This window comes from Paenarthrobacter sp. NPDC090522, from assembly GCF_044769225.1.
Classification (GTDB): domain Bacteria; phylum Actinomycetota; class Actinomycetes; order Actinomycetales; family Micrococcaceae; genus Arthrobacter.
This window is the reverse complement of sequence record NZ_JBIVXL010000004.1, coordinates 129,295-148,262: the sequence shown is the minus strand read 5'-3', so window position 1 is coordinate 148,262 and position 18,968 is coordinate 129,295. Positions and strand designations below refer to the sequence as shown.

Genomic DNA, 18,968 nt, shown 5'->3' with positions numbered 1-18,968 from the left:
GAAAAGGACATTCAGGTGACTGAAGCTGCAGCTGCTGAAGCAACTGAGACCGCAGCCGCTACCGACGACCGCCGCGGCGGACGTCGTGGCGAGCGCGGCGAGCGTGGCCAGGGCCGCGGCGACCGTGGTGGCCGTGGTGGCCGCGACGGCGGCCGTGAGGCCGAGAAGAGCCAGTTCGTAGAGCGCGTTGTAACCATCAACCGCGTTGCCAAGGTCGTCAAGGGTGGTCGTCGCTTCAGCTTCACCGCTCTCGTCGTCGTCGGCGACGGCAACGGTCTGGTTGGCGTTGGCTACGGCAAGGCCAAGGAAGTTCCCGCAGCAATCGCCAAGGGCGTTGAAGAGGCCAAGAAGTCCTTCTTCCGCGTACCGCGCGTTGGCAGCACCATCCCGCACCGCGTGCAGGGTGAAGCTGCTGCAGGCGTTGTCCTGCTGCGTCCGGCTTCCGCTGGTACCGGTGTTATCGCCGGTGGTCCGGTCCGTGCAGTACTGGAGTGCGTGGGTATCCACGACATCCTCTCCAAGTCGCTCGGTTCGTCCAACGCGATCAACATCGTTCACGCGACCGTTGACGCCCTGAAGCAGCTCGAAGAGCCCGCTTCCGTGGCAGCCCGCCGTGGCCTGCCGCTGGACGAGGTTGCTCCGGTTGCCCTGGTGCGTGCGCTCCAGAACCAGAAGGCAGGTGTCTAGTCATGGCTAAGAACCTGACTCCTTCCGACGCTAAGTTGGAAATCACCCAGATCAAGGGCGTCATCGGCGCCAAGCAGAACCAGCGCGACACCCTTCGGTCCCTCGGCCTGAAGCGCATCGGACACACCGTTGTCCGTGACGCCGACGCCGTGACCGTTGGCATGCTCAACACGGTTCCGCACCTCGTGAATGTTGAGGAGGCGAAGTAATGGCAGAGAACAAGACCGCCGCAGAGGCTGCTGAGAAGCAGAACGCTCTGAAGGTCCACCACCTGCGTCCCGCCCCGGGTGCCAAGACCGCCAAGACCCGTGTTGGTCGTGGTGAAGGCTCCAAGGGTAAGACCGCTGGTCGCGGTACCAAGGGTACGAAGGCCCGCTACCAGGTAAAGGCTGGCTTTGCCGGCGGCCAGCTGCCGCTGCACATGCGCCTGCCGAAGCTGCGCGGCTTCAAGAACCCGTTCCGGGTTGAGTTCCAGGTTGTGAACCTGGAGAAGCTCAACGAGCTGTTCCCGGAAGGTGGCGCTGTCACCGTTGAGTCCCTGGTTGAGAAAGGTGCCGTTCGCAAGAACCAGCCCGTCAAGGTGCTGGGCACCGGTGGCATCACCGTCAAGGTCGACGTCACCGCCCACGCATTCTCTTCCAGCGCGGCTGAAAAGATTGCTGCAGCAGGCGGAAGCACCACCGCTCTCTAAGAGTCGGCGGGGCAAAAGCCCGTTGTGAAAGGATCCCGGTTTGCGGGGCTTCGGCCCTGCAGGCCGGGATTTTTTTCGTGGTTGTGGACTCTCGATTATTACGACGGCGTCACAAGCGGCTAGACTCGGTTGTTGGGTTTCATTGAGCCCATCCACATCCTTGTACTTAAACTCAGGAGGACGCTTGCTCAGCGCATTCGGACGGGCGTTTCGGACGCCCGATTTGCGACGCAAGTTGTTGTTCACGCTGGGAATCATCACAATCTTCCGCTTGGGAGCTTTCATCCCCTCGCCTGGTGTGAACTACCAGAATGTCCAGCAATGCTTGAATAACGGTGAAACCTCGCAGGGCATCTACCAGCTGGTGAACCTGTTCAGCGGCGGTGCTTTGCTGCAGGTATCCATCTTCGCGCTCGGCATCATGCCGTACATCACGGCGAGCATCATCGTGCAGCTGCTCCGGGTGGTCATTCCCCGGTTCCAGCAACTGTATGAGGAAGGCTCGTCCGGCCAGTCGAAGCTCACCCAGTACACCCGGTACCTGACCATCGCGCTGGGCCTCTTGAACGCGACCACCTTGGTGTCGCTGGCCCGCTCTGGCCAATTGTTGCCGGGCTGCAACCTGCCGATCATTCCCGATGACAGCATCGTTACCACGATCCTCATCATCATCACCCTGACGGCCGGCACCGGCCTTATCATGTGGATGGGCGAACTGGTTACGGAGAAGGGCGTGGGCAACGGTATGTCCCTGCTCATCTTCACGTCCATCGCAGCCGGCTTCCCGCGCTCCCTGGGCTCCATCTGGGAGTCGAAGGGTCCGGGTACGTTCTTCATCGTGCTGGCCATCGGCTTGGTCACTGTGGCGTTGGTTGTCTTCGTGGAGCAGTCGCAGCGGCGCGTTCCGGTGCAGTACGCGAAGCGCATGATTGGCCGCCGCACGGTTGGCGGAACCAGCACCTACATTCCCATCAAGGTGAACATGGCCGGCGTCGTGCCCGTCATCTTCGCTTCCTCCATGCTTTACCTGCCCGGCCTGATTGCCCAGTTCAACCAGCCCAAGGCAGGGGAGCAGATGGCGCCCTGGGTTGAGTGGATCAACAACAACCTCACCCGTGGCGACCACCCCATCTACATGGCGCTCTACTTCGCCATGATCGTGTTCTTCACCTACTTCTACGTGGCCATCACCTTCAACCCTGAAGAAGTGTCGGACAACATGAAGAAGTACGGCGGGTTCATTCCGGGCATCCGGGCGGGTAAACCGACCGCGGACTACCTGCAGTACGTGCTTTCCAGGATCACCCTGCCTGGAGCCCTTTACCTGGGCTTCGTGGCGCTGATTCCGCTGGTTGCACTCGTCCTGATCAACGCCAACCAGAACTTCCCGTTCGGTGGCACGTCAATCCTGATCATGGTGGGTGTGGGCCTGGAAACCGTCAAGCAGATTGATGCGCAGCTACAACAACGTCACTACGAAGGGCTTTTGCGATGACGAGAATGCTGATTATCGGACCTCCGGGTTCAGGCAAGGGTACGCAGGCTGAGCGGATTTCCGAGCGCCTTGGCGTAGTCGCCATCTCCACCGGCGACATCTTCCGGGCCAACGTCAAGGGCGAAACACCTTTGGGCATCGAGGCCAAGAAGTACATGGACGCCGGGGACTTCGTTCCGGACAGCGTCACCAACAAGATGGTCCGCGACCGCCTGGGCGAATCCGACGTCGAGAACGGGTTCCTCCTTGACGGCTACCCGCGCACCACGGCCCAGGTGGACTACCTGGACCACATCCTCGCCGAGGGCGAGCAGGAGCTCGACGTCGTGCTCCAGCTGACCGCCGACGACGAGGAACTGGTGCAGCGCCTTCTCGGTCGCGCCAAGGAAACCGGCCGTTCTGACGACAATGAAGCCGTCATCCGCCACCGCCTTGACCTGTACCACGAGCAGACCGAGGCCGTTGTTGCGAAGTATGCCGAGCGTGGCATCCTGACGCAGGTGGACGGCATCGGCGGCATTGACGAGGTCACCGACCGTGTCCTCACCGCTATCGAGTCGGCGAAGGCCGTCTAAGCAGGTTTGTCCACATAGCCCGTGAAACGGCTCCGGACGCAAAGGGTGTGTCCCGTACGATTGGTGCGGGACACACCCTTTTCCTTTTCCGCGGCAATCTTGGGGGAACCGCATGCATGGAGTCTTTTCCGGGAACAGCCGGATCGCGGGCCTGGAGGTCTACCTGCCACCCGCTCGCCTGGACACGGCCGCCGTCGAGCGTCGCATCGCTGAGTCAAGCCCCGGGTTCCGCGTACCGAGAGGCCTCATTGGACGGGTCACCGGGATCAGGACACGCAGCGTCATGGCTGAGTCCGAGCAGGCCTCCGATCTTGCCGCCAACGCCGCGGCAAAGGTTCTGGCAGGGTGCGGGCTGCAGGCCCCGGACGTTGACCTGCTGATCTTCGCCTCGGCCAGCCAGGACATGGTGGAGCCGGCTACCGGCCACATGGTCGCCGCAAAACTGGGGCTGCAATGCCCCGTGATGGACGTCAAGAACGCCTGCAACAGCTTCCTGAACGGTGTAGAGGTGGCAGACTCGCTGATCGCTGCCGGGCGTTATGCGCGGGTTCTGGTGGTCACGGGTGAGTCGCCGTCACGGGCTGTACGGTGGTCGGTGCCGGACTTCCAGACGTTCGCAGGCAGCTTCCCCGGGTACACCATGAGCGACGGCGGTGCCGCCGTGCTGCTTGAGGCTGCGCTCCCGCCCGCCGCGGGCACCGGTTCGGCGAAGGCCGGGTCGGAAGGAATCCTCGCCATGGCGTTCACGGCCAAGAGCAGCCACTGGTCCGTGGGGACGTTGGCCGGGGGCGGATCGGCCTTCCCCCGTGACCCCGAAGCCACCTACTTCACCATGGATGGGGAGAAGCTCAAGGACGCGTTCCTGGACCTTGGCTGTGAAGTGCTGGACCACACCCTGGAGAGCCTGGGCATGAAATGGGAGGACTTCGCTGTTGTCTGCGTGCACCAGGTCAGCGCCCCCTACCGGGAAATCTTTGCTGAGCGCGCAGGAGTACCGCAGGGCAAATTGGTGCCCACAGTAGAGGAGTTCGGCAACCTCGCGTCCGTGAGCTTGCCGCTGCAGCTCAAAATGGCGATTGATGGAGGGCGTTGCGGCCCGGGTGACGTGGTGGCACTGGTTGGTTTGGCCGGCGGGGTGAGCCTGGGAATGGCCGTGGTGCGGCTGTGAACCCAGCGCAGTCCGGATCCCTGGGCAGCCTGGCTCCCACCCGGCGTTTGTCCATCGCCGTGCCCATGCTCAACGAAGCGAAGCTGGTCCGGCAGACCTTGGAGTCGCTCGCTGCCCAGGTCGAGGCCAACTTCACGGTTGTGGTGGTGGATAACGGTTCCACTGACGGCAGTTGCGGCATTGTGGAGGCGTTCGCCGCAGAGAACCCCGGCATGGATATCCGCCTCCTGCACGAGGCGGAGAAGGGCACTGGCGCGGCCGCCGATACCGGGATGCGCTTCGGCGTTGACCACGGCGCCACGTGGCTGGCACGGATCGACGCCGACTGCCTCGCCGCGAGCGATTGGACGGCCCGCATCGTGGCCGGATTCGAGGCGGGGCTTGAACTCATCGCCGGGCAGCTTGTACCGCGGGATGACGAGGGCATCACGGCCGCAGAGCGGAGGATGATGCTGCTGGCTGTTGAAGTGGCGTCGTTCTTCGGCAGGATCCGTCCCGGCAACAAGGGAGAGGGTTACCTGGGTCCCTACCAGATGCTGCCGGGTTGCAACATGGCCATCACCTCCGACATGTACCACCGTTCCGGAGGCTTTCCGAGGACCCGCATCGAGGATCTGCACGAGGACCGGGCACTGTCCAACCAAGTACGGAAACTGACCCGCAACTACGCGCTGCGCCGGGATGTGGTGGTGTACGGCTCTTCCCGGCGGGTGAAGGCTTGGGGGCTGAAAAACACCCTGGCCTGGTATGCGGACCACCGCTACCGTCCCGAGCACGTAGACATCCGATGACGGGTTCCGTCATCGCAGCAGAGCGCTGGGAACGCAGGGTCCAGCTGGGCGCCCATCCGGTGCTCTATCCGCTGGTCCGTTCGCTGGGTGCGTTGGGTCCCGTGCTTCGTCTCCCAGGGCTGGGCGTTTTGGTCAGCGAAGCGTCCCTGGTCCGTGGTGTGCTGATGGACGGGGAGCGATTCGTGAAGAACGGAGCCTCGGCCTCGGGTGGCTTGTGGACCCCGGTGGTGGGTCCGCGGGCGCTGGTCAACATGGACGGAAAGGACCACCGTGAACTGCGGCGGAAGCTGGCCGACCTCTTCACTCCGGGCTCCGTCGCGGCCATGGTGGAACCGGCCAAGGAAAGTTTCCTCTCCCGCGTGGAGCAGGGACTGGACAACGGGGCCGGGGTGGACCTGGTGGACTGCGTTAAGGAGTTGGCCGGGGGAGTCATATCCCGGCTGTTGGGCGTGCCCGATGACGCGCCTGGGCGTTTGCCGGACAGGGAACTGTTCAATCTCGGTTCCTCGATTTCCTCGCTGGTCCGCTTGGGTCGCCCCAGCCTGACGCCACGGCAGGCGGCCAAGGGGCGTGCCGCCGTCGAGCTTCTGGCCGGTCCGGCGAGGGCGGCCTTCCACGGGAATGACCCCAGAACGTTCCCCGGCCGGCTTCGCAGCTTGGGCATGACCGAGGAAGAAGCCTTGGGCATCATCAGTGCCTTCGTCATGGTGGGGACGGAGACGCTGGTTTCCTTCGTGCCGCGGTTGGTGGCCTTGCTGAGCGATTCCGGACGGGTTTCTGCGCTCGCGGCCGATCGTTCCGGCCTACCTGCGGCGGTCAACGAGGCTTTGCGGTACACCGTGCCGTCACCCATGATGCTCCGGAACGTCGTTGTTGACGGAGCAATCGGGGCAAAGGCAGTCCGCACCGGCGATCGTATCCTCTTGTCCACCGTGCATGCCGCGAAGAGCCTGGGAGGATTTGATCCGGACCAGCCCACGCCGCCGCAGGCCCGGCAGTTGTGGTTCGGGGCCGGTCCCCACTTTTGCATCGGCATGCCGCTTGCCATGGCGGAGATCAACGCTGCCCTGGACGTGCTGCTGGACAGGTACCTCAGGAAGCCCTGGACCATCCCGTCCAGGAAGGTCAGCACGGGCGTGCTGATCCCGGGTTACCAGAAACTGGAGTTGGCCAATGAAAGCTGACGGGCACACGGATTTGGTGGAGGCTGTGTATGCAGCAGCCGCGAAGGTCCCGGACCATCCTGCAATCACGGCCCCCGGCCGGGCTCCCGGAAAGCGCAGCCAAGGAAAACCCGGAAAGACCATTACCTACCGCGACCTTGTGGCCGGAATCGAGGCGACCTCCACCCGGCTCCAGGACCAGGGCTTTGGCTCCGGAGAGCGGATGCTCTTTTCCGTCAGGCCAAGCCCCGCCGCCTTCATCCTCGCCTTGGGCGCCGTCAGGGCCGGCGGCTCGGTAGTGTTCATCGATCCAGGCATCGGTCCTCCCCTCTTCCACGACCGGGCCGAACTCGCCGCTCCCCGCTGGGCGGCCGCGGAATCGCTGCTGTATGCGCTCAGCACCAGAAGTCCCCTGCGGCCACTGGCCCGTCGGCGGGGCCTGCTCCTTCCCGATTACGGGGCCATGAACGTCCGGCACTATTACGCGGGACCGTGGCTACCCGGAGTTCCGGGCGGAGCCACGGCGGTGGGGAAGTTGCGGCGTCCGTTGCCTCAGGCCGTAAAGGCTCCCGGAATACCGGCGGGCTCGGACTCGGAACTCCCCTCCGGCGATTCCGGACAGGAAGCGGTGATCATCTTCACCTCGGGGACCACAGGAGCCCCCAAAGGTGTGGTCCACACACGGGGTTCGCTTGCCGCGGGCTTCAGCCAACTCACCCGCCGCTGCACCTTCGGGGAAGGCGACCGGATCCATTCGGAGCAGCTCATGATGGGCCTTCCCGCCCTGATCGCCGGTGCCCATTGGACCATGCCGGCCTATGGCTTCTCCGCCCACATCGACCCCCTCCGGTTGGCACGCGAGCTGGGGCCGGTTGTTGGGAAACGAGACGGCTATGGCGCGGCAACCCATCTCTTCCTTGTTCCCTCGCAATTGGCGCCCATCCTGGACGCGGTGGAGGACGGCACTGTCCGGCTTCCGGCTACGTTGAAGACAGTGATGCTGGGTGCGGCTCCTGTCCTGGCGCCTTTCCTCCAACGTGCCATGCACCTGCTGCCGGGCGTCGATTTCAAGCTCATCTACGGCATGACGGAACTGTTGCCCATAGCGATCGCCGACGGCCCGGAAAAACTTGCCTTCGCCGCGGGAACCACTGCCGAGTTCACTGCGGCTGATGGAAGCGGTGAAGGAGACTTCCTCGGGGAACCGCTGCCCGCCGTCGGCATCCGCGTGGGGGAGGACCACGAACTGTTCGCGCACGGCCCCAACATGTGCCTGGGCTATCTTGGCGAGAAACCCATGGCGGAACACGCCACGGGGGACCTGGTTCGCCTGGACCACGGGAAGGACGGGGCAGATGGGCGGGCCCGGTTGGTGATGATCGGCCGGAAGAAGGACATGATCATCCGTGGAAAGACCAACATCTATCCGGCCTTGTATGAACCGGTGATCGCCGGCGTGGAGGGCGTGCAGCATGCCGTGATGATTGGCGTTACCGACTCCATTGGCGACGAGTCGGTGTGGCTCGCCGTGGTGCCGGCACCGGGTCATAGCGCCGAAGTCCTCCGGGCCCGGCTGGCGAAGGACCTGCCCCGGCTGATCGACGAATCCGCCCTTCCGGACCGGGTGGAAATACTGGACACCATCCCGGTCGCCGGACGCCACAGGAAGCCTGACCGCGCAGCCCTTCGGCGGCAGTTCGCTGACACAGCGCTTGCCGTGGACCACGCATGAAAATCGCCGTCACGGGAGCTACCGGATTCATCGGGGCAGCCGTAGCCCAGGCAGCGGAAGCCCGGGGCTGGGAAGTGGTCCGCTTTGCCCGGCGCACAGGTGATGGCCTTTCCTACTGGGATCTCGCTGGCCTTGCGCCGGCGCGCTTACCGGATGTAGACGCCGTCGTCCATGCCGGTGCCTTCGTCGCTGACTGGGGCGACGCCGGGCAGTTCCACCGCACCAACGTCCTGGGGACACGGGCGGTGGCTGAGGCGTTTGCGGGAACACGCCTGGTGCACATCTCAAGCTCAAGCGTCTACCCATGGTGGGAGCCTTGCCGCAACCGTCGCGAAGAGGAGCCTGCAACACGCCACCTCAACGCCTATGGTCGCAGCAAGGCGCTCGCGGACATCGAGGCCAGGAAGCACGGCAATGCCCTGGTCTTGCGGCCGCACGGTGTCTATGGCCCAGGGGACCGTACCCTCTTGCCGAGGCTCGTCGGTAACATCCGTGGGGGACAACTCCTCAGTGTTGGCCACCCCGCGGTGAGGCACCAACTCACGCACATCAGCAACCTGACCGGCGCCGCGCTCGCTGCCTGCACCTCAGGGCTTCGGGGAGCAGTCAACGTCGCTGACGCAGAACCGGTGGAGCTCGGTGACGTGCTGCGGCAGGTACTGGACGTGACCGGACATGGGGACGTGCGGATCCGCTGTATCCCCGTCGCCGGGGCTATGGCCATGGCGCGTGTTTCGGAGACAGCCGCCTTGGCAAGCAACAGGCCGCCGCGGCTGACGCGGTACGCCGTGAGCCAGTTGGGACGCGAACGGACTTACTGCTTGGACAGGCTTCGGGGCGGCCTGGGGGTCGAGCCAATTTCGACCTCGCTGTCGGATGCTGGAAAATGGTTGGAGCATGGGGCCCGATCGGCACCCGTATAAACATCCCAGAGGAGAACATGGCGTTCGGTCAGCCCCGCATTGAATACAAGTCCAACGAGCAGATGCGCAAGATGCGCGAGGCCGGCCTGGTGCTGAGCCGTGCGCTGGATGCTGCAGTTGCGGCGGCAAAGGCGGGTGTGACCACCAAGGACCTTGACGACGTCTTCGCTGCTGTCCTGAACGACGCCGGAGCCAAGTCCAACTTCCTCGGTTACCACGGCTTCCCCGCCACTATCTGCACCTCCGTGAACGAGGAAGTGGTGCACGGGATCCCGGGTGGCCGTTTGCTGCAGGACGGCGACATCATTTCGATCGACGGCGGCTGCATCGTGGACGGGTGGCACTCGGACTCCGCCCGTACCGTGATTGTCGGCACGGCCGATCCGGAGGACCAGCGCCTCTCGGACGTCACGCAGGCAGCCATGTGGCGGGGCATCGCCGCGCTCGCCAAGGGCAAGTTCGTGGGGGACATCGGCAACGCGATCGATGATTACGTTTCCTCCGTTCCCGGCAAGCCGCTGGGCATCCTTGAGGACTACGTAGGCCACGGCATCGGTTCCGAGATGCACATGGCACCGGATGTCCTGAACTACCGCACCAACCACCGGGGTCCCAAGATCCGTCCCGGGCTGTGCCTGGCCATCGAGCCCATGCTGGTGCGCGGTGGCATCGAGACCGCCACCCTTGACGACGATTGGACCGTGGTGACCACCGACGGCAAGCGATCCTGCCAGTGGGAACACTCCGTCGCTGTCCACGAAAAGGGCATCTGGGTCCTGTCCGCGCCGGACGGTGGCGCAGAGCAATTGGCGCCGCTCGGCGTCGTGCCTGTTCCGATTCCGTAGCAAACCCAAAAGAAAGCGCGGAGCTGCCATGCAGCCCCGCGCTTTTTCATGCAGCCGGGAGGCTACGCCTTCAGCTTGGGCTTCACATCCTTGGTGAAGATGCCTTCAAGCGTCTTCTTGAGTTCGGTCATGGTTGCCTTGACATCGCCCTGCTGGGTGAGGATCTTGGCGGCAGCCTTGGCCATTTCCTGGTCCGCACCGGGCAGGAAAACACGGGCGTTGTCCTGGACACGGGTGACCGCGAGCTGGTCCATGGCGGTCTTGATCTGCGGGGTGGCTGCCAGGACGGCCGACATGTCCGCCGAAAGCCGCGTGGGCATGTAGCCGGTTGCGGCGGAGAACGCGGCAGTGTTCTCGGGTTCGGTCATGAACTTGAGGAACGTGGCTGCGGCGAGCTGCTCTTCCTTGCTGATGCCGCTGGGGATGCCCAAGCCTGCACCACCGGTGGGGCACACGCCCGTGGCAACCTCGGGGCCGCCCGGCAGGAAGCCCACGCCGACGTTGAACTTGGCGGCCTTGAGCACGCCGAGCAGCGAACCGGTGGAGGAAATCGTGGCGGAGGCGATGCCCGCAGCGAAGTCGTCGGCAGCTTCCTTGGAGGAAACGCCGGCCCATGCGTCCTTGTAGATGGAATCCTGCGCCCACTGGAGGGCAGCCACTGCTTTGTCCGAATCACACGTGATGTCCCAGTCCTTGGACCAGCTGCCACCCCAGCCCCACAGGTTGTTCTGCAGGGTCCAGCCTGCATAGCCCGCCAGGGCGGGGTACATGTAGGCGTGCTGCGCACCGGAGGATGCCTTGAGCTTGGGTGCCCACTCGGCGAATTCCTGCCACGTGGCCGGAGCACGGTCCGGAAGGCCAGCAGCCTTGAAGTGGTCCTTGTTGTAGTAGAACAGCGGGGTGGAACGGCCGTAGGGAAGGGCCCACTGCTGGTTGTCGTACTTGTAATCGTCAACCAGCGATTTCTGGAAGTCTTCGAGCTTGATGTCCAGCTGCTGCACAAGCCCATCCAGGGGGATGATGCTGCCGTTGGAGAAGTAGCGGAACCACCACACGTCGGAGAGGACAACCAGGCCGGGCAGACCGGTCTTGGCAGCTTGGGAGGTCTGGAACTTCTGGGCAATTTCCTCGTAGTTGGCGCCGGCGGTCACCAGGTTCACCTTGATGTCGGGGAACTTGGCGTGGAACTTGTCGATGATGGACTTTTCCACGTCTTGGGACTTGCCAGGGTGGTTGGTCCAGAAATCGATGGACGCGGCTGGCTTGACGCCGCTGAAGTCGACGGCCGCCGATTCGACGGTTGTTCCGGGGCCCGCCGTCGACGGTCCACCGCAGGCGGCCAGTGCCGCTGCTCCGGCGCCCAGGCCTGCGAGGCCAAGGAAATGCCGACGGTCAAGATTCGTGCGCATAGTGCTTCCTCTCAATGACTGACTTCGATGCGAAATAGTGCGGGTGGAGTTGTTAGCCGGTGACGCTGCCTTGCGTCAGGCCGGCGACGATGTAGCGCTGCAGGGCGGCGAAGACCAGAAGGATGGGGACAATCACCAGGACTGCGCCCGCCATGAGGATTCCCCAGCCCGCGCCGTTGCCCTCGGAGTTCTGCAGCAAGGTCAGGCCCACCGGGAGCGTCATGGTCTCGGGCCGGTCGGTGATGATGAGCGGCCAGATGTAGTCGTTCCATTCACTGACCACGGTTACCAAGGCCACGGTCGCCACCGAGGGCAGGGAAACAGGCACAATGATTTGCCACAGACGTCGCCAGTGTCCGGCGCCGTCGATCTCGGCCGCTTCCAGGATGGACGGCGGGAGGGTGAGGAAATGCTGCCGGAGCAGGAAGGTTCCGAATGCCGTACCCAGGCCGGGGAGGATGATGCCCCATAACGTGTTCTTTCCTCCCATGCCTGCGATCAGGATGTAGTTGGGCAGGATCGAAACCTGCGCCGGAACCATGAGGGCCACCAGGATCAGCACGAAGATGACGTTCTTGTACGGGAACCGGACGAACACCAAGGCATACGCCGTCAGGATCGCCAGGACCACCTTGATGGTGGAACCGACGGAGGTGACGATCAGGCTGTTGGCGAAGAACTGCGCGAACGGGACGGTGGTCATCGCAGTGGCATAGTTCTCCAGGTTCAGCGACTGAGGCAGGATCTTCAGGTCCGTGGTGACAATCTCGCCGGGCTGTTTGAAGGAGCTCAGCAGCATCCACAGCAAAGGCAGGAAGACCACCAGCGTTGCCACGACGAGCGGGACGTATCCGGCGGCCAGCGTCTGGACCAGGTTGGACCTGGACAGCGGCCGCGGTACGTGGGGTGGCTGCGGTGCTGCTTGGTCCGGGTCCGTGGGACGTACGACGGCGGCGGGAGACTGGGCGCTCACGAGTAGTGGACCTTTCGCTCAACAAAGCGCAGTTGGAGGACGGTGATGACCAGCAGGATGGCGAAGAGGACCACCGAAATCGCGGCCGAATAGCCTGCCCGGTTGTAGGCGCCGAAGGCCTGCAGATAGGCCTCGTAGATCAGCGTGCTGGTGCCGTTCCCCAGCGGCGTCATGATGCGGATGAGGTCGAACGCCTGCAGGGAGCTGAGCATGGTGGTGATCAGGAGGAAGAACGTGGTGGGGGAGAGCAGGGGCACCGAGATGTTGAAGAACCGGCGGATGTTGTTGGCTCCGTCCAACGCCGCAGCTTCCATGACGTCGCGGGGGAGGGACTGAAGGCCCGCGAGATACACCACGGCGCAGTAGCCGAGGTTCTTCCAGACGTACACGATGATGACCATCACCAAGGACAACTGGGGATCGTTGATCCACTGCGGGCTCTGCTGTCCCAAGCCACGGAGAATCCACGCGAGGACTCCGTAGCCGGGGTCGAAGATGAACAGCCACACCAGGCCCACACCCACGCCGGAGAGCACGTACGGTGCAAACACCGCCGAACGGGCGAACGTGGTGCCGCGGACCTTCGAGTTCAATGCCAGGGCCACCAGCAGCCCGAGCACCATGGAACCGCCCACCGTCACGACCGTGAAGATGCCCGTGGTTCCGAGGACCTTGGCTGCGTCCTCGCTGGTGAAGAACGTGATGTAGTTCTGCAGCCCCACCACCGTTGCCGACGCCGAACCCAGCGTCCAGTCCAAGGTGGAGTAGTAGATGTTGTTGATCAGCGGCCAGTAGGTGAACGTGGCAATCAGGGCGATGTTGGGCAGGGCCATGGCGAGGAAAACGACGAAGTCCTTGCGGCTGCGGCCGGACCACCGCTTGGCGTAGCGGCCAGGTGCGGACCCGTTTGGGGGCGGCACCGCGACCGGAACGCCCGAACGGTCAGGGAGGGTGTTGACGAGTCGGGTAGTCATGGATCACTTACGTTGTGAGGCGAACTTTGGGTGCCGGCCCGGATCGGGGCGGCGGGAGACAGCCCTAGCTCACCACAGGGCCGAGGCTCCGTTGGACCAAAAACGGGCACCGTACCGATAGTTGGCTGACACTTCCGGACCCGTTTACTCACCGTTACTCCGGAGTTCGAATTCGAGGCCGGGCTACCAGTTGGCCGCACCGCTTCAGGTGGAGAATGGAGCCATGGGTCAGATAACCGATGTTCCAGGAATCCGGATTGGCCACACCCAAAAGAACGACGGCGGGTGGCTCAGTGGCGTGACCGTCGTCCTTCCGCCTCCGGGAACCGTAGGGTCGGTGGACGTGCGGGGCGGGGGACCAGGGACGCATGAGACCGACGCCCTGGACCCGACCACCTTGGTTTCCACTGTGGACGCCGTTGTCCTCACGGGTGGGAGCGCCTTCGGATTGGTGTCCGCGCATGGGGCGCAGCAGTGGTGCGAAGAACAGGGGAGGGGCTTCGAGGTTCCCGGGACCGTTGTTCCGATCGTTCCTGCCGCCGCTATTTTCGACCTCGGCCGCGGTGGTGACGTTCACGCCCGCCCTGACGCCGGCATGGGTTACCAGGCAGCCGCCGCAGCGTTCGCCTCAGGCGACCATGCCGCCGTCGTGCGCGGAAACGTCGGTGCCGGAACCGGTGCCGTCATAGCCAGAGGCCAGTACAAAGGGGGCGTGGGCACGTCGTCGATCTCGCTGGAAAACATCTCGGCCCATGGACTTGTCATCGTGGGGGCCATTGCCGTGGTCAATGCGCTGGGGACTCCTGTGTTCGGTGCGGCGGGGCCGCAACCCTCTGCGCGCTCGGTCGTTCCTCCCTTAGACGCGCGCGGCCGGGTTCCAGCCCCGCCGCAGGGGCTCAACACCACGCTCGTCGTCATTGCTACCAACGCTGTTTTGGATGTCGCCGAGTGTAAGCGGACCGCCAGTTCGGGTCACGCTGGCCTGGCCAGGGCCCTCGACCCGTCCCATACCCTCGCGGACGGTGACACCGTGTTCGCCCTGGCGACTGGCGCCGTCGGGCTTGACCGCAGTACCGAGCAGGCGCGGCAGGTATCCCTGATAACCCTCCAGAGCGCGGCGGCGGAGGCAGTGCGGTTGGCGATACTGGACGGCGTTTCGGCCGCGGAAAGCATCACGACGGCGGCGGGCACCTTCCCTGCCTACCTCGCCTCTGGAGGGTGACGAGGAAGCCCGGGTGCGCTACCATGATCGGATTTAACTTTCCCGCCCGAGTGGCGTAGAGTTGTCTGTTGGTTGTCTGTACAGCCACGCCCTTTTTGGTGTGGTGGTTCCAAGAGGACCAAAGCAAACAAAAAACGTCCGCTGGATCGCCGGTGCCTAACCGGAGGACTGCGGCAAACAACAGTTAGCGGAGGATATGGCCAAGAAGGACGGGGTCATTGAGATCGAGGGCGTTGTGACTGAGGCGCTGCCCAATGCGATGTTTCGCGTTGAGCTCACCAACAAGCACGTCGTTCTCGCGCACATCTCTGGGAAGATGCGTCAGCACTACATTCGTATCCTCCCCGAGGACCGGGTAGTGGTGGAGCTGAGCCCGTACGACCTCACACGTGGTCGTATCGTCTACCGCTACAAGTAAATTGCTGGGCGGCTAAGGCAAGGCCTTGGTTGCTCCAGCTGATCAACTGCTAAACACGCAAAGGAACGCCATGAAGGTCAAGCCGAGCGTCAAGCAGATCTGCGACAAGTGCAAAGTGATCCGCCGTAACGGCCGGGTCATGGTGATCTGCGAGAACCCGCGCCACAAGCAGCGCCAGGGCTGATTCCCCGCAAGGGAACCAGCGCCCGCAAGGGCAAACCTGGGTTGCTTAACCCACGCAAGTAAATAAAGGCAGCACAAGCTGAGCTGGGACGCTTTACAGAGCCCGGACAGCGAACCCCCGGTCGGAGGCTGGGGCCGCATGGAAAATGCGGGTGTACTGCCTACGACCTCCGGTTTATTCAAGGAGTACCGCCACTATGGCTCGTCTCGCTGGCGTAGACATTCCCCGCGAAAAGCGGTTGGAAATTGCGCTTACTTACATCTACGGCGTGGGTAAGACCCGTGCACACGAAACCCTGGCTGCCACCGGCATCAGCCCTGACGTTCGCGTCAAGGACCTGACTGACGCCGAACTGGTTCAGCTGCGTGACTACATTGAAGGCAACTACAAGGTTGAGGGTGACCTTCGCCGCGAGGTAGCCGCCGACATCCGCCGCAAGGTTGAGATCGGCAGCTACGAAGGCCTGCGCCACCGCAAGGGCCTGCCCGTACGCGGTCAGCGTACGAAGACCAACGCTCGTACCCGCAAGGGCCCGAAGCGCACCGTCGCCGGCAAGAAGAAGGCCGGACGTTAATCCCTCGGGATTGACCTGGTTTTCCCCCGATAACTTTCTGTAGGAGAAACAATGCCCCCGAAGACTCGTGGAGCGGTCCGTAAGCCGCGTCGCAAGGATAAGAAGAATATTGCGCTTGGACAGGCGCACATCAAGAGCACCTTTAACAACACCATCGTGTCCATCACGGACCCGACTGGCGCTGTGATCTCCTGGGCTTCCGCCGGTGAGGTTGGCTTCAAGGGCTCCCGTAAGTCCACCCCGTTCGCTGCCCAGATGGCTGCCGAGGCTGCTGCAAAGCGCGCCCAGGAGCACGGTCTGCGCAAGGTTGACGTTTTCGTCAAGGGACCGGGTTCGGGACGCGAAACCGCAATCCGTTCGCTCCAGGCTGCTGGCCTTGAGGTTGGCTCCATCCAGGACGTCACCCCCAGCGCCCACAACGGTTGCCGCCCGCCGAAGCGCCGCCGCGTCTAATTAGGTTCAACCTGCCTGACGGCCGGGCCTGCTTGTGGATCCACAAGCATGGTCCGGCTGGTCAGGCTGGAAACCGAAGCCGATTTCCACCACCTGTGTTGCGTCATATAGCGGATGCTCGCCGAAAGGAAACCTAAGTGCTCATTGCACAGCGCCCCACTCTGTCTGAAGAAGTTGTAGCCGAGAACCGCTCCCGTTTCATCATTGAACCGCTGGAGCCGGGCTTTGGTTACACCCTCGGAAACTCCCTCCGCCGTACCCTGCTCTCCTCCATCCCCGGTGCCGCTGTTACCAGCATCCGGATCGATGGCGTGCTGCACGAGTTCACCACGGTTCCGGGTGTCAAGGAAGATGTCACTGAGATCATCCTGAACATCAAGAACCTTTCGGTTTCCTCCGAGCACGATGAGCCGGTTGTTGCGTACCTGCGCAAGCAGGGCCCCGGAGTCGTCACCGCCGCGGACATCGCTCCGCCGGCCGGCGTCGAATTCCACAACCCGGATCTGCACATTGCCACCCTCAACTCGAAGGGCAAGTTCGAACTCGAACTGACCATCGAGCGCGGCCGTGGCTACGTTTCGGCAGCTCAGAACAAGTCCGGCGACTCCGAGATCGGCCGTATCCCGGTCGACTCGATCTACTCGCCGGTCATGAAGGTAACTTTCCGCGTGGAAGCTACCCGTGTTGAGCAGCGCACCGACTTCGACAAGCTCATTGTCGACGTCGAGACCAAGCAGGCTATCGCTCCGCGTGACGCTGTTGCTTCTGCAGGCACCACCCTGGTGGAACTGTTCGGTCTTGCCCGTGAGCTGAACACCGCAGCTGAAGGTATCGAGATTGGCCCGTCGCCGACTGACGCTGCACTTGCAGCTGACATGGCTCTGCCGATCGAGGATCTGGACCTCACGGTCCGTTCCTACAACTGCCTCAAGCGTGAGGGCATCCACACCGTGGGTGAACTCGTTGCCCGCTCCGAGGCTGACCTGATGGACATCCGCAACTTCGGTGCAAAGTCCATCGACGAGGTCAAGGCAAAGCTCGTTGAACTGGGTCTGTCCCTTAAGGACTCCCCTCCCGGTTTCGATCTCGCAGCCCGCGCCGCAGCCATCGAAGAGGACGACGCCGCGTTCAGCGACGACGAGCTCTAAAAAGCAGATCTTGGCCGCCGGGTCCAGTGATGGAACCGACCGGCCACCACAACAGGAGAAATAACTATGCCTACCCCCACTAAGGGTCCGCGCCTCGGAGGCGGCCCGGCTCACGAGCGCCTGATGCTCGCGAACCTGGCAGCATCGCTCTTCGAGCACAAGCGCATCACCACCACGGTTACCAAGGCCAAGCGCCTCAAGCCGTACGCAGAGCGTCTGGTCACCTTCGCCAAGCGTGGCGACCTCGCTTCCCGCCGTCGTGTTCTCGGCCTGATCAGCGACAAGGGCATTGTCCACGAGCTGTTCACCGACATCGCCGGTGCTGTTGCCAACCGTGACGGTGGCTACACCCGCATCACCAAGATCGGCAACCGCAAGGGCGACAACGCTCCCATGGCTGTCATCGAACTGGTTCTCGAGCCCGTTTCCCCGAAGCAGGCCGTAGTTGCTGAAGCAACCGCTGCTGCTGCCAAGGCTGCTCCGGCTGCCGAAGCTCCTGCTGCTGAGGAAGAGGTTGTTGAGACCGAAGCTGCAGAAACCGAAGCTGCTGAGGCTGAAGAAGCCCCCGCTGCCGAGGCCGAAGCTGCTGAATCCGAAGAGGCTCCGGCCGACGAGGACAAGAAGTAAATTTCAGTAGAATTGAGTCTATGAACGAACAAAAACCCGCTGCCCCCGTTTTGGAGGGCGGCGGGTTTTTGCGTATCAGGATGGATCTCTCGTACGACGGCGGTCCGTTCAGCGGCTGGGCCGTGCAACCAGGGCTCGTGACCGTCCAGGGGTCGCTTGAGGAAGCGCTTGCTCTTTTGGTGCGGCGCCCCGTCCGGGTGACAGTTGCGGGACGGACCGACGCGGGTGTCCACGCCCGTGGCCAGGTGGTTCACGTCGACTTCACGTCAGACGAATGGTGCGGCCTGACGCGGGGACACGACGTCGACCCCTCTGTTTCGCTGTTGCGGCGCCTGCGCGGCGCGTTGAGCCGCGTTCTCGGTGACCTCACCGGTGCCATCGAAGTGCACGACGCCGGTCCGGCGCCCTTGGGTTTCGATGCCCGGTTCTCTGCGTTGTGGCGCCGTTACAGTTACCGGATTGCCGATGGCCCCGGGCACTGGGACCCCGTGCTACGTGGGATTACGTTGTGGCACAAAGCTTCCTTGGATGTGTCGCTGATGAACGCCGGAGCATCACTGTTGCTCGGGTTGCAGGACTTCCGTTCCTACTGCAAACCCCGTGAGGGTGCCACCACCATACGTGAGCTCCAGCAGTTCTCCTTCTCCCGGGGGACTGATGGGATCATCGTGGCAACTGTGCAGGCAGATGCTTTCTGCCACAACATGGTGCGCTCTTTGGTGGGCTCTGCCTTGCGGGTGGGGGAGGGGCTGGAACCGCCGGCCTGGTTGCATGAGCGTTTGTTGGCCCGCGCACGCGACCCCAAGTCCCTGTTGGCTGCGCCGCATCCCCTGGTTCTGGAGGAAGTTGCCTACCCGTCCGATGATGAACTGCTGGCGCGGGCTGAACTGACGCGGGCCCGGCGGGAGTAACTCGG

At 63.4% G+C, this 18,968-nt stretch carries 22 protein-coding genes; 19 read left to right on the top strand and 3 right to left on the bottom strand.

What is annotated here, in order from left to right; all coding sequences use genetic code 11:
* The first annotated feature begins 15 nt into the window (after positions 1–15).
* The 11 genes from rpsE to map all read left to right on the top strand — a co-directional run bounded on the left by rpsE (position 16) and on the right by map (position 10,070).
* Entirely contained in the window at positions 16–687 is a 672-nt protein-coding gene (gene rpsE / locus ACIQT2_RS06290; RefSeq protein WP_397325846.1) for a 30S ribosomal protein S5, read from the top strand.
* Positions 688–689: 2 nt separating this feature from the next.
* Complete coding sequence (rpmD, locus tag ACIQT2_RS06285; protein ID WP_347108066.1) at positions 690–896, top strand: 50S ribosomal protein L30; 207 nt, start codon at positions 690–692, stop codon at positions 894–896.
* Positions 896–1,378 carry a 50S ribosomal protein L15 gene (gene rplO, locus ACIQT2_RS06280; RefSeq protein WP_402944624.1) on the top strand — a complete coding sequence of 161 codons (483 nt, stop codon included), beginning with the start codon at positions 896–898 and terminating at the stop codon, positions 1,376–1,378. The genes rpmD and rplO overlap by 1 nt, the downstream gene beginning before the upstream one ends.
* 184 nt (positions 1,379–1,562) lie before the next feature.
* Positions 1,563–2,873, top strand: coding sequence for a preprotein translocase subunit SecY (gene secY / locus ACIQT2_RS06275; protein WP_402944621.1), 1,311 nt, complete (start codon positions 1,563–1,565; stop codon positions 2,871–2,873).
* Between the two features lie 5 nt (positions 2,874–2,878).
* Entirely contained in the window at positions 2,879–3,448 is a 570-nt protein-coding gene (locus ACIQT2_RS06270; protein ID WP_397325868.1) for an adenylate kinase, read from the top strand.
* A 112-nt stretch (positions 3,449–3,560) separates the two neighbouring features.
* Entirely contained in the window at positions 3,561–4,616 is a 1,056-nt protein-coding gene (locus tag ACIQT2_RS06265; RefSeq protein ID WP_402944618.1) for a 3-oxoacyl-ACP synthase III family protein, read from the top strand.
* Positions 4,613–5,407 (top strand): glycosyltransferase family 2 protein, encoded by a 795-nt coding sequence (locus ACIQT2_RS06260; RefSeq protein WP_402944615.1) that lies wholly within the window; start codon positions 4,613–4,615, stop codon positions 5,405–5,407. Before ACIQT2_RS06265 ends, ACIQT2_RS06260 begins: the two co-directional genes overlap by 4 nt.
* On the top strand, positions 5,404–6,591 hold the full coding sequence (locus ACIQT2_RS06255; protein ID WP_402944613.1) for a cytochrome P450: 1,188 nt from the start codon (positions 5,404–5,406) through the stop codon (positions 6,589–6,591). The genes ACIQT2_RS06260 and ACIQT2_RS06255 overlap by 4 nt, the downstream gene beginning before the upstream one ends.
* Entirely contained in the window at positions 6,581–8,302 is a 1,722-nt protein-coding gene (locus tag ACIQT2_RS06250) for a class I adenylate-forming enzyme family protein (protein ID WP_402944610.1), read from the top strand. The genes ACIQT2_RS06255 and ACIQT2_RS06250 overlap by 11 nt, the downstream gene beginning before the upstream one ends.
* Positions 8,299–9,225, top strand: a complete 927-nt coding sequence (locus ACIQT2_RS06245; RefSeq protein ID WP_402944607.1) for an NAD-dependent epimerase/dehydratase family protein — start codon at positions 8,299–8,301, stop codon at positions 9,223–9,225. The genes ACIQT2_RS06250 and ACIQT2_RS06245 overlap by 4 nt, the downstream gene beginning before the upstream one ends.
* Positions 9,226–9,242: 17 nt before the next feature.
* The gene (gene map, locus ACIQT2_RS06240) at positions 9,243–10,070 is read left to right on the top strand and encodes a type I methionyl aminopeptidase (RefSeq protein WP_402944605.1); all 828 of its coding nucleotides are present in this window, start codon (positions 9,243–9,245) and stop codon (positions 10,068–10,070) included.
* A 62-nt stretch (positions 10,071–10,132) separates the two neighbouring features.
* Here the strand turns inward: map and ACIQT2_RS06235 are convergent, their stop codons facing one another.
* The 3 genes from ACIQT2_RS06235 to ACIQT2_RS06225 all read right to left on the bottom strand — a co-directional run bounded on the left by ACIQT2_RS06235 (position 10,133) and on the right by ACIQT2_RS06225 (position 13,426).
* Entirely contained in the window at positions 10,133–11,479 is a 1,347-nt protein-coding gene (locus ACIQT2_RS06235; protein ID WP_402944603.1) for an ABC transporter substrate-binding protein, read from the bottom strand.
* 52 nt (positions 11,480–11,531) lie between these two features.
* Positions 11,532–12,368 (bottom strand): carbohydrate ABC transporter permease, encoded by an 837-nt coding sequence (locus tag ACIQT2_RS06230; RefSeq protein ID WP_402944987.1) that lies wholly within the window; start codon positions 12,366–12,368, stop codon positions 11,532–11,534.
* 80 nt (positions 12,369–12,448) lie between these two features.
* Positions 12,449–13,426, bottom strand: coding sequence for a carbohydrate ABC transporter permease (locus ACIQT2_RS06225; RefSeq protein WP_402944601.1), 978 nt, complete (start codon positions 13,424–13,426; stop codon positions 12,449–12,451).
* A gap of 223 nt (positions 13,427–13,649) precedes the next feature.
* Here ACIQT2_RS06225 and ACIQT2_RS06220 point away from each other — a divergent pair, with 223 nt between their 5' ends.
* The 8 genes from ACIQT2_RS06220 to ACIQT2_RS06185 all read left to right on the top strand — a co-directional run bounded on the left by ACIQT2_RS06220 (position 13,650) and on the right by ACIQT2_RS06185 (position 18,963).
* Positions 13,650–14,648, top strand: coding sequence for a P1 family peptidase (locus ACIQT2_RS06220; RefSeq protein ID WP_402944599.1), 999 nt, complete (start codon positions 13,650–13,652; stop codon positions 14,646–14,648).
* A gap of 196 nt (positions 14,649–14,844) precedes the next feature.
* Positions 14,845–15,066: a translation initiation factor IF-1 gene (infA, locus tag ACIQT2_RS06215; RefSeq protein ID WP_011775571.1), complete on the top strand. Its 222-nt coding sequence runs from the start codon at positions 14,845–14,847 to the stop codon at positions 15,064–15,066.
* 70 nt (positions 15,067–15,136) lie between these two features.
* Positions 15,137–15,250 carry a 50S ribosomal protein L36 gene (gene rpmJ / locus ACIQT2_RS06210; RefSeq protein ID WP_011775570.1) on the top strand — a complete coding sequence of 38 codons (114 nt, stop codon included), beginning with the start codon at positions 15,137–15,139 and terminating at the stop codon, positions 15,248–15,250.
* A 196-nt stretch (positions 15,251–15,446) separates the two neighbouring features.
* On the top strand, positions 15,447–15,824 hold the full coding sequence (gene rpsM / locus ACIQT2_RS06205; protein ID WP_021472434.1) for a 30S ribosomal protein S13: 378 nt from the start codon (positions 15,447–15,449) through the stop codon (positions 15,822–15,824).
* 51 nt (positions 15,825–15,875) lie between these two features.
* Positions 15,876–16,277 carry a 30S ribosomal protein S11 gene (gene rpsK, locus ACIQT2_RS06200; protein ID WP_021472435.1) on the top strand — a complete coding sequence of 134 codons (402 nt, stop codon included), beginning with the start codon at positions 15,876–15,878 and terminating at the stop codon, positions 16,275–16,277.
* Positions 16,278–16,414: 137 nt separating this feature from the next.
* On the top strand, positions 16,415–17,425 hold the full coding sequence (locus ACIQT2_RS06195; RefSeq protein WP_347108054.1) for a DNA-directed RNA polymerase subunit alpha: 1,011 nt from the start codon (positions 16,415–16,417) through the stop codon (positions 17,423–17,425).
* A 66-nt stretch (positions 17,426–17,491) separates the two neighbouring features.
* A complete protein-coding gene (gene rplQ / locus ACIQT2_RS06190) occupies positions 17,492–18,052 on the top strand; it encodes a 50S ribosomal protein L17 (RefSeq protein ID WP_402944595.1) in 561 nt (186 codons plus the stop codon).
* A gap of 20 nt (positions 18,053–18,072) precedes the next feature.
* Complete coding sequence (locus tag ACIQT2_RS06185) at positions 18,073–18,963, top strand: tRNA pseudouridine synthase A (RefSeq protein ID WP_402944592.1); 891 nt, start codon at positions 18,073–18,075, stop codon at positions 18,961–18,963.
* Positions 18,964–18,968: the final 5 nt, after the last annotated feature.

What these genes read in the sequence shown, in the direction of transcription:
- rpmD (WP_347108066.1), top strand. Translation starts at nt 690, where the DNA reads ATGGCTAAGAACCTGACTCCTTCCGACGCTAAGTTGGAAATCACCCAG.
- rplO (WP_402944624.1), top strand. Translation starts at nt 896, where the DNA reads ATGGCAGAGAACAAGACCGCCGCAGAGGCTGCTGAGAAGCAGAACGCT.
- ACIQT2_RS06270 (WP_397325868.1), top strand. Translation starts at nt 2,879, where the DNA reads ATGCTGATTATCGGACCTCCGGGTTCAGGCAAGGGTACGCAGGCTGAG.
- ACIQT2_RS06265 (WP_402944618.1), top strand. Translation starts at nt 3,561, where the DNA reads ATGCATGGAGTCTTTTCCGGGAACAGCCGGATCGCGGGCCTGGAGGTC.
- ACIQT2_RS06255 (WP_402944613.1), top strand. Translation starts at nt 5,404, where the DNA reads ATGACGGGTTCCGTCATCGCAGCAGAGCGCTGGGAACGCAGGGTCCAG.
- ACIQT2_RS06250 (WP_402944610.1), top strand. Translation starts at nt 6,581, where the DNA reads ATGAAAGCTGACGGGCACACGGATTTGGTGGAGGCTGTGTATGCAGCA.
- ACIQT2_RS06245 (WP_402944607.1), top strand. Translation starts at nt 8,299, where the DNA reads ATGAAAATCGCCGTCACGGGAGCTACCGGATTCATCGGGGCAGCCGTA.
- map (WP_402944605.1), top strand. Translation starts at nt 9,243, where the DNA reads ATGGCGTTCGGTCAGCCCCGCATTGAATACAAGTCCAACGAGCAGATG.
- ACIQT2_RS06235 (WP_402944603.1), bottom strand. Translation starts at nt 11,479, where the DNA reads ATGCGCACGAATCTTGACCGTCGGCATTTCCTTGGCCTCGCAGGCCTG.
- ACIQT2_RS06225 (WP_402944601.1), bottom strand. Translation starts at nt 13,426, where the DNA reads ATGACTACCCGACTCGTCAACACCCTCCCTGACCGTTCGGGCGTTCCG.
- ACIQT2_RS06220 (WP_402944599.1), top strand. Translation starts at nt 13,650, where the DNA reads ATGGGTCAGATAACCGATGTTCCAGGAATCCGGATTGGCCACACCCAA.
- infA (WP_011775571.1), top strand. Translation starts at nt 14,845, where the DNA reads ATGGCCAAGAAGGACGGGGTCATTGAGATCGAGGGCGTTGTGACTGAG.
- rpmJ (WP_011775570.1), top strand. Translation starts at nt 15,137, where the DNA reads ATGAAGGTCAAGCCGAGCGTCAAGCAGATCTGCGACAAGTGCAAAGTG.
- rpsM (WP_021472434.1), top strand. Translation starts at nt 15,447, where the DNA reads ATGGCTCGTCTCGCTGGCGTAGACATTCCCCGCGAAAAGCGGTTGGAA.
- rpsK (WP_021472435.1), top strand. Translation starts at nt 15,876, where the DNA reads ATGCCCCCGAAGACTCGTGGAGCGGTCCGTAAGCCGCGTCGCAAGGAT.
- rplQ (WP_402944595.1), top strand. Translation starts at nt 17,492, where the DNA reads ATGCCTACCCCCACTAAGGGTCCGCGCCTCGGAGGCGGCCCGGCTCAC.
- ACIQT2_RS06185 (WP_402944592.1), top strand. Translation starts at nt 18,073, where the DNA reads ATGAACGAACAAAAACCCGCTGCCCCCGTTTTGGAGGGCGGCGGGTTT.